We start from the raw sequence: 10876 nt of genomic DNA on the forward strand, positions 1-10876 counted from the left end.
AAGCGAGGCCATCTGGTCACGACTCGGTACCCGAATTTCTTGACGACCATAGAGCATTGGAACCACCTGATCCCATCCCGAACTCAGCAGTGAAACGATGCATCGCCGATGGTAGTGTGGGGTTTCCCCATGTGAGAGTAGGTCATCGTCAAGATTAAATTCCGAAACCCCTATCTGCGTATGCAGGTAGGGGTTTTGTCTATAGAGTAGAAGCATCAAGAATTCGCTGGCACGTCACTACGGACGGATCGGCACACAGAATTTCTTGACGACCATAGAGCATTGGAACCACCTGATCCCATCCCGAACTCAGTAGTGAAACGATGCATCGCCGATGGTAGTGTGGGGTTTCCCCATGTGAGAGTAGGTCATCGTCAAGATTGAATTCCAAAACCCCTGTCAGCTAACGCCGACAGGGGTTTTGTCGTTTCAGGGGTACTGAAAAGCCCGTTGTGGAGCCTCTCCACAGCAGGCTTTTTCACATTCTAGGCAAACAGTTTCAGCACATTGTTCATTGCATCATCGGCAAAACCCTGTACGAAATCCTTGAAGCCTGGCAGCGCCTCGGCGCCACCCTGTGCCGGGTCGGCGATGATGGTCCAGGTGGCTCGGGACTTGTTCGTATCCAGGGGTTCAACGCTCATCGCTGCCCACAGATTGGCCACACCCAGCGTGTTGTAGATGGTGGTCCAGGTCATGTGTCGTGCCTGGTCGTCCCGGGAGTTGAGTTGTTCGACCACCAGGTTACCGTCCTTGAAGAACTTTTTGCGCAGCGATGAAACCCCTTCGCCGGTCATCTCTATGTGCGACAGCGCCGGGATGAAGCGATCGAAGCCGGCAAAGTTACCGACTACGGCCCATACCTGCGCAGCATCGGCGGGCACGTCCACCGAGGACACCACGTGGCAGCCTTGGGGGTTTTTGATCAGGGTATCGGGATGCAGAGTACTCATGGTTTTGCTCCGTTGGGGTTGAGTCAGATGAAGTTGATTTCTTTGAGGTAATCGCAGCCGCGTCGCAGCAGCGCCGGGGACTTTTGTGGGTAGTGCGCACCCATTAGCCGAACACCTGCCTGGGCGTTGTCGTGACCGATCATCGAGATATCGCCGATGTCCTCCTCGAAGCCGTTGAGGTAGAACCCCAGCACGCCGAACAACGCGTTGTCGCTGTCAACCCGACTCAGTTGCTGTTGCCAGTCGGCGACGCTGACCATCGCGAATTCGCGCCCTGCCTCGCGGAAGGACGCCACGTAGTTGTCCCAGCTCAGGGGCTCGGGGTTGTGCAGGTTGAACACCGCCTGTTCCGGTTGATAACGACTGGCGTGGAAGGCGATGAATCGGGCGAGAAAGTCCACCGGCATCAAGTCGAAATTCAAGGCGAACTCCGGCACCTGGCCAAGCTGGAGCGAGCCCTTGAGCATCAGCATCAGGCGGTTCTTGTGCGGCTGGCACACACCTGTGAGGCTGTTGAAGCTGATGTTGCCAGGGCGGTAGAGATTGACCCGCACCCCAAGCTCCCGCGCCCGTTCGAGGATTCGCTCGCCGACCCATTTGGACAGGTTGTAGCCGTTCTTGATGTAGATCGGTGGCGTCGCTGCGGCTGGTAACTCAAGCACTCGACCGTCGGCGGACATCGTGCTGGAGGCCGAGAGCGTAGAGACGAAGTTGAAGATTTTTTTGCTGCGTCCTTCGCACAGACGCAAACATTCGAAAATCGGCTCGACGTTGTCCCGCGCCAGTGACTCGTAATCGAGGACGTGATTGACGTTGGCCGCGTTGTGCACCAATGCGCCGTATTCTCGATCCAGACGCTGATAAACCTCAGCCGCCAAACCGAGTTCCGGCCGCGTGATGTCAGCTGCGTAAACCCGCACCCGGCTCATATCCAGATGCTCGAGACGGTTCTCTCGCAATGCCTGGGTGAAGCGCTCGTCCGCCGATTGCCCGTTGCCGTCGCGAACCAGGCAGGCGACTTCGCTGGCACCCCAGGCCAGCAACGCCTCGACGATGTGTACACCGACAAAACTGTTGGCGCCGGTAACGATCACCTTGTGTACATCGCCCATGCGGCTGACGGGTAGCGGCCGAACATCCAGTTCGCGGAAGGCATCGCGCATGGCCTGTTCGCTCAGCACTTCTTCGCTGCCGGAGCCGCGTACCAGTGTCGCCAGTTTCGCGAGGGTCGGCAGTTCGATGAAACGGTTGATCGAGATGCTGCGCCCGAACTCCTCGCGCAATCGTAAGAGCATGCGCGACAGCAGAATCGAGTGCCCGCCCAGGTTGAAGAAGCTTTCGTCGGTGGAAATGTCGCTCGCTGGCAACTCCAGCAACTCGGCCCAGATGTCCAGCAGCAGGGCTTCATCGGCGCTGGCTGGCAGGCGCCGTAGAGGGTTCTCGGTGACGCTCACGGGCAGATCCAGCAGCGCCTTGCGGTCGACCTTGCCATTGCTGGCGTAGGGCATGCTTGCCAGCTCGGTCCATGCAACGGGGTGCATGTAGTCCGGCAGTTGCTGTACCGCGTGGGCCTTCAACGCCTGGCGAGCGGTGCCGGGGAGGTCTTCTTGAGGTTGGGCGAGGAAGGCCAGAATCCGTCGCTGGCTATCAATGACCACGGTAACCTGGCGGTACAACTGGCTGTCGCGCAGGCAGCGCTCAATCTCTTCCGGCTCGACCCGGAAGCCGCGAATCTTCACCTGATTATCACGCCGACCGCACAACTCGATCCCTTCAGGCGTCCACTTCGCCATGTCCCCGGTGCGATAGGTGCGCAGGGGCCGGCCATCAGGCAAGTTCAGATCCAGATAGCGCTCGGCGGTTTGCTGCGGGTTGTTCAGGTAACCCAGGCATACACCCGGACCGGCGATGTACAACTCACCGACGGTCTGTTCGGCCACCGGTTGCAAGTCATCATCGAGAATCAACACCTGGCTGTTGGCGATTGGAGCGCCCAGCGAGCGGTTGTTGTCGCCTGTCTGGAGTTTGCGCGCGGTAATCAGCACCGTGGCTTCGGTGGGCCCGTAGAGGTTGTAGAGCTTGCCCTGACGGCTCAGTTGCTCGATGACCCACGGCTCGCAGACATCGCCGCCGGTCATCACATGATCCAGGCACTGCAATTGCTCCAGCGGCAGGATGCTCAACAAGGCAGGCGGTAAAAAGGCATGGCTCAATTGCCGATGACGAATCAGCTCCACCAGTTGCAGCGGATCGCGGCGTTGGTCTTCGCCGGGCACGACCAGCTCCGCGCCTTGCATCAGGGTTGGAAAGATGTCGATCAGCGATGAGTCGAAACCCAACGAAGAAAACTGCAGCACCCGGCTCTGGCTGGTCAACTGCACATAGTCGGCGTACCAGTGGGTGAAGTGCGCGAGGTTGGCCTGGCTGAGCAGCACGCCCTTGGGATGGCCGGTGGTGCCCGAGGTGTAGAGCGCCATGCATGGCGCATTGAGGTCGGGGCGTTGGCGCATCAACGGTTGAGTGAGGTCTGCGTCATGGACATCGATGCTGCTGATGTCCAGCCCTGGCATCTCGCTCGCCAGGGGATGCTCGCCGTCATGCAGCAACAACACCGCGCCGGCATTCGACAGGATGTACTGCTGACGTTGAAGCGGATGGCTCGGCTCCAGCGGCAAGTACACCGCGCCGCTGCCCAGGATCGCCAGGATTCCCGCATACAGCGCGCTGCATTTGGGCAGGCAGATCCCGATGACTACCGGGCCTTGATGCTGAACCAGCAGCGGTCGCAGACGTTGCTGGATGGCGCGGCTTTGGGCGTGCAGTTGGTGATAGTCGAGGGTGCTCCCGGAAATGCTCAAGGCCGGACGGTTAGCGCTCTGGATGCATTGTTGTTCCAGCTTTTCGATCATCGGCGTTTGCGCGAGTTGCTGCAGTCGTGGGTCGGCGGTGGCATTCAGGCGATGCACGAACGCGAGGCTGTCCAGGAACCGCAGGTTCTCGATGCGCTCGTAACGGGCAGTAACGGCGGGTTCGGCGAGTCGAAAATAGTCGGCATCACGCGAGTAGCGGCTGACCAGCAGCGCCACGTGGTCAACCAGTGCTGTCACGGCCTGCACATGTAAAGCCTGGCCGTTACCCGACGGTTCATCGGCGATGGGTACACGAGTCAGCAGCGTTGAGCCATGGCAGCACAACAAGTCCAGCGATGGCAGGCCGGACGCCTGTGGCACGCCAAGACCCAATTGCAATGTCAGTCGGGGCGCCTGACAGGTGAAATGAAGCGACGGGTCATCGTCGATCAGCAGATCAGCCTGTCCAGGCATGTCGTCGAGCACGCAGATCCGCGTCAGTGAGTGGCCGTGTTGTTCGAGTTCCAGCGCCAGGTCGGTCAGGGCCTGGCTTTGTCCGGTGAGCAAAATGTCGAGACGTCTCATGATGGCTCCTCGTCAAACCAGGTAGTCGCTGAGGGCGGTTTGTACGCACGGCGAATCGAGCAGCGAACTGCTGTGGAAAAACCGCACAATGTTGGCCACCAACGGGTGATGGCGATTGATCGGGAACGCCAGCGCCGACACTTCGCTCTTGAGTGCGTGGCGTGCCGTGTCGTTGATCTGCAATGCGTCGATCAAGCGGAAGTCGAAGGATTTCTGGATGTCGTTGGTCAGGTAATGGCCAATGAACACCGGCAGGATCTGCGCGATGCACTGGCGGTCGTCTGCACTTGCGGTACGCCAGTAGATGCGCACCAGCCGCGCCCAAAAACCGGAATGACGCCCCTCGTCCAGCAAGTGATCGGCCATCAGACCCTTGATCGATTGCTTGACCGTGTCGTCCTTGGCGAACGCGGCGACATCACCGGTCACAGTGTTTTCGGCGATGGCCACGCAGATCAGTTCTACAGCGCTACGCAGGTGCTCCGGTGCGAGCGCCACGGCCGCCGGTATCGCTCGGCTCAGCTCGATCTCATCCGGCAACTCAATCGGGGCGATGCCGGTCATGGCGACGGTCTGTTGCATGAAGTCCATCGCCACCAGCGCGTGGTAGTCCTCGTCCACCACGACAGTCATGGCGTCGTAGCGACAGGCGAACGGGAACTCGACCGCGAAGCGATTCTTGGCGATGCTGCGGGCGGTTTTGTCGACGATCTCGGTTTCGAAAATCACTACGTCGTTGATGAACTTGTAGAGCGTCTGCACCAAGGCAAAGTCGCGCTGTTCCGGGCATTCGCGCAGAAAGGTTTCGCTCAGCACCAACGGTTGGCGGCTCAAGGGGTAGATCAGTTTGTCGTCGTTCTCCAGCACGCGGCGCGGGCGGGTGCGGATGGTCGCGCGGCTCTCCCAGGCGTCGGCGAAGGATTGGTAGTCGGCGGCGTTCATGCGCTCACCTGCGCAACCGATTCGTTCATGCTCAGGCGCAACCCGTCCCACAGGGCGATACGACTTTCCACGGCAGCGATGGCGCTGGCATACACATCTTCCTGCCGTTGCGGGTTGCTATCGATCAGTCGCGACAGGAGCTTCTCCGCCGCCGGGCCGTGATCCTCGGAGTCGACCTCAATGTGCCGTTCGAGGTAGTAACGGAAGGTCGGTGCCTGCTCGATGCCGATACCCCAATCGTCGAGGATGCGCTGGAACATCTGCGGGATAACGCTCTCGCGACCGTGCAGAAAAGCCGCCGCTACACTGTGACCCGGCGCATGCAGCGCGGTGTGCAGCGTATGGCGAACGAAATGTGCGGCCGCCGGATCGACGTCGACGCTCTGCAAGGCCACGTCGTAGCTCACGCCTTCTTGCTGCAGGGCTACAAAGCGTTCGATGGCAACGGTGCAGGCGCCGATTTCGCGCATTGCATCCAGGTACAACTCGAAGTGGCTGTAGTGACCCTGGTCCGGGCGATCATCCGATTCCTCACCCAGCACGATCTCGTTGATCAACCGCGCTGCCTGGGGGTCCTGCGGCGGCAACCAGGGCAACTGCACACAGGTCAGTTCCTGTTGCAGGCGTTTGGTCAGCGACATGAAGTCCCATACGGCAAACACGTGGGTTTCCATGAAGCGTCGCAGGACCGGCAGCGAGTGTATTTCAGAGAAAATCGGATGTTCGCTAAGTTCGGCTTTTTTTTGAATAAGGCGTTCTTTAGTTGGTTTCATGGATGAGCCTGTAAATGAACTGAGGTGAGAAGTAATCAAGCACTGAAGTTCGTTGGAAGTTTCTCCTGGCGAACGGGTACCTCAAACGAATTGATCTTTTTAAGTGCTATGGATGCCGAGTAACTGAGGCTTTGCTGCCGCTTGTGGCTGGCAGCGAAGAAAAGCTAATACACATATAAAGTGTGAATCAAGTTGTTTCGGTATTATTTTGATATTCAACTTTTTGATGAATGATAAGTTCCAATAAAACTTTCTATATAAGTTTTATTTTGGCGTAGTTACTCCTTCCGGCTTATATAAGTCAGAATTGAATAAAGAGTGAATGCCTCACTCGAAGTAACTTTTAAGCGGGCGTCGTTGGGGGTGTCTGAGGGGGGAAGTGGGTCGCGAGTGATGCCGATCCTTCCGTTCCCGTGATGAGGCTCCTTCCTTTGCTTCTGGGGGTGGGGGCTACGCCATTCGCACGGAGCGTCCCCCCGTTTTATGGTGTCCTGGTTACCCAGAGTGGGCGTAAATCGAGGCGGCCGCCATTACTGAGGCATCACGCAATCGCTGCAATGCTCAGGTTTGAAGACGGCGGGGCGTTGGAGTGCGGTATGGCGCCGCGAGGGTGGAGCACTTCGGGGAATACGCGGCAAGCGAGGGTGAACCGTTCGGTACGCTTCCCCGGATTTGCCGCTGCGGGTTACTTCGACTTGTTTCTGGCCTGGACTTCAGGGCTGTTGAGATAGCGCGTAATGACCTCGACCCCTCGGTTCAGGTGATGTTCGAGCAGTTTCACGGAGCGTTCGACGTCCCGGTCTTCGGCGGCCCGCAACAGTGCCTGATGGTCGTCCTGGGACAGTTTGCCCAGGCCCATGGCTTCCAGGTTGAAACGCAGGAACCGCTCTTCTTCGATCAGGCCGTCTTCGACCAGCTTCAACAGCCGACGATTGGGCGCCCGGCTGTAAAGTGTCATGTGGAACAGGCGATTGAGCCGTCCAATTTCGGTGTAGTCGCTTTGCGTTTCCAGTTCGTCGATGTATCGGGCAGCCTGTTCGAGATCTTCGCCCTGGAGCAGTGGCACCGAGAGACGCAGGGCTTCGGATTCCAGCAGGATGCGCAGCGCATAGGTTTCCACGGCATCGCCCTGGACCAGCGGCGCGACCACGGCACCCTTGTGGGCAATCACGTTGAGCAACGATTGTGCTTCGAGCTGGCGCAAGGCTTCGCGTACGGGCATGCGGCTGACGCCGAACAGGTCGGCGAGGTCTTGCTGGCGCAGGGCCGCACCGCAAGGAATGCGTCCGTCAAGTATCGCTGCGCGCAGGGTTTCTTCGATCACCGAGCGTGCCATATGAGCGGGAATCGGCCCGTTGACCTTGATACTGCTGAGAGGGTTGGGCTTTTGTGTCACTAAACGCACCCTGATTGATGGAGATTTTTTGGATCCAAATGACACTAGTAACTGACCTACGGCTTGTCAAACAAGCTCTCGAGTGCCTTTCTTGCAGTTTAGCGCAGCCAGTGATCTCACTGTGCCATTGTCTTTTCCCGGTCTAACCTTCACCATTCAAACGACTCCCTCCTGCCTATCCAGGATGCCTCGCATTGGTGGCAAGTTTAACAATCCCCCGGATTTTACGCTGGCTGTGCGGCGCATTGCTGCTGGCTGGCGTGATGCTGGGCAGCTTGAGTGCCGATTGGGATTTTTCCCTGATCAGCCGGCGGGCGCAGGCATTGTACGGACCTTTGGGAGAAGGTCAGCAGCGCATTAATGATTGGCAATACTTGTTGGCCAGTCAGAAGCAACTCGGCGAGCTGGAACAACTCAACGTGGTCAATCGCTTCTTCAACAAACAGCTGCGATACGTTGAAGACATCGATCTGTGGCATGAAGTCGACTACTGGGAAACCCCGATCGAAGCCCTGTGGAAAGGCGCCGGCGACTGTGAAGACTACGCTATTGCCAAGTACTTCAGCCTGCGTCACCTCGGTGTAGCCAGTGAAAAGCTGCGTATTACTTACGTCAAGGCACTGACCCAGAACCGCGCGCACATGGTGCTGACCTACTACTCGAGTCCGGAGGCCGAGCCCCTGGTGCTTGACAGCCTGATTGATGCAATCAAGCCGGCCAGCCAACGAAAGGATTTGCTGCCGGTCTACTCTTTCAATGCAGAGGGACTGTGGTTACCGGGCGCCAAGGGTAATAAAAAGGCCGGCGATACCAAACGCCTTTCGCGTTGGCAGGATGTGTTGAAAAAAATGCAGGCCGAAGGATTCCCGGTCGAGACGACTAACTAGGAGCATGTGCTCAGATGTCTTTGTTCAAACAGCTGTTGATTGCTATCTGTCTGTTCCTGGTGGTCGCCTTCACCGGCAGTTTCATGGTCAGTCTGGAGAGCTCGCGTACTCAGTACGTCAACCAGTTGCGCTCCCATGCGCAGGACGCCGCGACGGCGCTGGCGCTTTCCCTGACACCGAATATCGACGACCCGGCGATGGTCGAGTTGCTGGTCAGCTCGATTTTCGACAGCGGTTACTACGCAAGCATCCGCGTGGTCGATCTGAAGACCGACCAGACCCTGGTTGAGCGCACGGGTATCCCGGCGGTGAACAATGTTCCGGATTGGTTCGTCAGACTGATCGGCCTGGAGCCCGCCGGTGGTGATGCGATCGTCAGCCGTGGCTGGGAGCAGGCTGCCCGGGTCGAGGTGGTCAGTCACCCGATGTTCGCACTGGCCAAGTTGTGGCAAAGCGCTTTGGGCAGCCTGAGCTGGTTGCTGCTATGTGGCGCGGTCAGTGCGGTACTCGGCGCGCTGTTGCTGCGCCAGCAATTGAGACCGCTGGATTACATGGTCCAGCAATCCCACGCCATCGCCCGGCGGGAATTCCTCAGCCTGCCGGAACTGCCGCGCACACCCGAGCTTCGCCGGGTCGTGCAGGCCATGAACCAGATGGTCGAGAAGCTCAAGGCGCTGTTCCAGGAGCAGGCCGAGCGTAGTGAAAAACTACGGGTCGAGTCCTATCAGGACTCGTTGACCGGGTTGGCCAACCGGCGTTATTTCGAGATGCAATTGAATGCGCGGGTGAGCAACCCGGAGCAGGCCAGTTCCGGTTATCTGCTGTTGTTGCGGGTCAAGGATCTGGCCGGACTCAACCAGCGTCTCGGTGGCCAGCGCACTGATGAAGTGCTTAAAGCCGTCGGTGAGCAACTGTCTCGTGAATGCGCCAAATACCCGGAAACCCAGAACCTGGTCACCCGTATCCGTGGCGGCGAATTTGCCGTACTGGCACCGGGACTGGTGCGCGCGGAAGCGCTGCAATTGGCACAGAACCTCGACAGCGCCTTGGCCAGTCTTCATGCAACTGGCGCTACCGACGTGCCAGCAGTGGCGTCTATCGGTCTGGCGCCTTTTGCTCACGGCGATTCACCGCAAACCGTGCTCAGCCTCGGCGATCAGGCGCTGGCGCAGGCCGAAGGCCAGGGCGAACAGAACTGGGCCTGTATCGAACACAGCCTCTCGGCCAGTGTTGGCGACGATCACCACGCCTGGCATCGGATGCTCGACCAGGCGCTGACACAGCGGCGTTTCGAGCTGTATTTCCAACCGGTAGTCGCCGCCCAGGACACGCAACGGGTACTGCATTACAAAGTGTTGTCGCGACTGCTCGACGAACACGGTCAGACCATCCCCGCCGGGCGTTTTCTGCCTTGGCTGGAGCGCTTCGGCTGGACTGCGCGTCTGGATCGGCTGATGCTCGAGCGGGTGCTGGAGCAAATGAGCGGGCATGAGGCGTCGCTGGCACTGAACCTGTCGTCGGCTACCCTCGCTGACCCGCAAGCGCAAAACAAAATCTTCGAGATACTGCGTGCTCATTCCAACCTCGGCCCGCGTCTGACCCTGGAGATCGGCGAAGAGCAACTGCCTGATCAGGCGGTGCTGGAACAGCTGACCCACAGCCTGCACGAGCTCGGCTTCTCCCTGAGCCTGCAACGTTTTGGCGGACGCTTCAGCATGATCGGCAACCTGGCACGGCTGGGGTTGGCGTACCTGAAGATCGATGGCAGCTACATTCGCTCGATTGATCTGGAGAGTGACAAACGCCTGTTCATCGAGGCGATCCAGCGAGCGGCGCACAGCATTGATTTGCCGCTGATTGCCGAACGGGTCGAGACTGAAGGCGAATTGTCGGTGATTCGCGAGATGGGGCTATACGGTGTGCAGGGCCAGTTGTTCGGCGAGCCCAAGCCCTGGAGCTGAGTTGATCATTCCCACGCAGGGCGTGGGAATGATCGGAGGGGCACGTCAGATCAGCCCGGTTTCTTCATCATCAATCAATTGGCTCAAGCCACCCAAGGCTTCACGGGCCTGGTTTCGGTCCATGAGCTTGGCTTGGGCTGCCGTCGGCAAGTCGGTGACGCGGATCACGCCTTTCTGGGTCAGCACCTGAATCAAGTCATCGAGTACCCGGATCATTTCCAGGTCACTTTGCTTGAGCTGCTTGAGGCTGTTTTCCACCGCCGCGTTGGCAAACCAGGTCTGGATTTCATGATGGTCGGCCGGCAGCGTTTCCGTGGCCTCGGCGTAGGCGGCGGGTTCCACGCGTATCAACTGGCCCTGCGCATCGCGTTGCACGTAAAACATTGAGCTCCCCTCGGATTTGAACCAGCGTCGTGCTGCCAGCAGCATAGGTCAACTGCACGCCAGTATGTGGTGCGGCGACGAAATCGTCACCGGGCAGTGGATGCAATCGTGACGGCCGCCCCATAAGGAGCGGCCGTTTTCATGCA

General features: G+C 58.8%; 8 protein-coding genes and 2 rRNA genes. 4 read left to right on the forward strand and 6 right to left on the reverse strand.

The window, feature by feature from the left end; translation table 11 throughout:
• Positions 1–38 precede the first annotated feature (38 nt).
• Positions 39–154, forward strand: a 5S ribosomal RNA gene (rrf, locus tag ACEN8Z_RS03345).
• 110 nt (positions 155–264) lie between these two features.
• Positions 265–380, forward strand: a 5S ribosomal RNA gene (gene rrf / locus ACEN8Z_RS03350).
• A gap of 105 nt (positions 381–485) precedes the next feature.
• Here the strand turns inward: rrf (ACEN8Z_RS03350) and ACEN8Z_RS03355 are convergent.
• The 5 genes from ACEN8Z_RS03355 to ACEN8Z_RS03375 all read right to left on the reverse strand — a co-directional run bounded on the left by ACEN8Z_RS03355 (position 486) and on the right by ACEN8Z_RS03375 (position 7498).
• Positions 486–953, reverse strand: a complete 468-nt coding sequence (locus tag ACEN8Z_RS03355; protein WP_008003931.1) for an SRPBCC family protein — start codon at positions 951–953, stop codon at positions 486–488.
• Between the two features lie 23 nt (positions 954–976).
• On the reverse strand, positions 977–4387 hold the full coding sequence (locus ACEN8Z_RS03360; RefSeq protein WP_495596759.1) for an amino acid adenylation domain-containing protein: 3411 nt from the start codon (positions 4385–4387) through the stop codon (positions 977–979).
• A gap of 12 nt (positions 4388–4399) precedes the next feature.
• Positions 4400–5329 (reverse strand): diiron oxygenase, encoded by a 930-nt coding sequence (locus tag ACEN8Z_RS03365; RefSeq protein WP_495596760.1) that lies wholly within the window; start codon positions 5327–5329, stop codon positions 4400–4402.
• Positions 5326–6102, reverse strand: coding sequence for a DUF3050 domain-containing protein (locus ACEN8Z_RS03370; RefSeq protein WP_495596761.1), 777 nt, complete (start codon positions 6100–6102; stop codon positions 5326–5328). Before ACEN8Z_RS03370 ends, ACEN8Z_RS03365 begins: the two co-directional genes overlap by 4 nt.
• A gap of 685 nt (positions 6103–6787) precedes the next feature.
• On the reverse strand, positions 6788–7498 hold the full coding sequence (locus ACEN8Z_RS03375) for a GntR family transcriptional regulator (RefSeq protein ID WP_495596762.1): 711 nt from the start codon (positions 7496–7498) through the stop codon (positions 6788–6790).
• A gap of 194 nt (positions 7499–7692) precedes the next feature.
• Between ACEN8Z_RS03375 and lapG the strand changes: the two genes are divergently transcribed.
• A complete protein-coding gene (gene lapG, locus ACEN8Z_RS03380; protein ID WP_008003942.1) occupies positions 7693–8385 on the forward strand; it encodes a cysteine protease LapG in 693 nt (230 codons plus the stop codon).
• 14 nt (positions 8386–8399) lie between these two features.
• Positions 8400–10346, forward strand: coding sequence for a cyclic di-GMP receptor LapD (lapD, locus tag ACEN8Z_RS03385; protein WP_495596763.1), 1947 nt, complete (start codon positions 8400–8402; stop codon positions 10344–10346).
• Positions 10347–10391: 45 nt separating this feature from the next.
• Here the strand turns inward: lapD and ACEN8Z_RS03390 are convergent, their stop codons facing one another.
• Positions 10392–10730 (reverse strand): tryptophan synthase subunit beta, encoded by a 339-nt coding sequence (locus ACEN8Z_RS03390; RefSeq protein ID WP_495596764.1) that lies wholly within the window; start codon positions 10728–10730, stop codon positions 10392–10394.
• Positions 10731–10876: the final 146 nt, after the last annotated feature.

The organism is Pseudomonas sp. Pseusp10 (assembly GCF_059492225.1).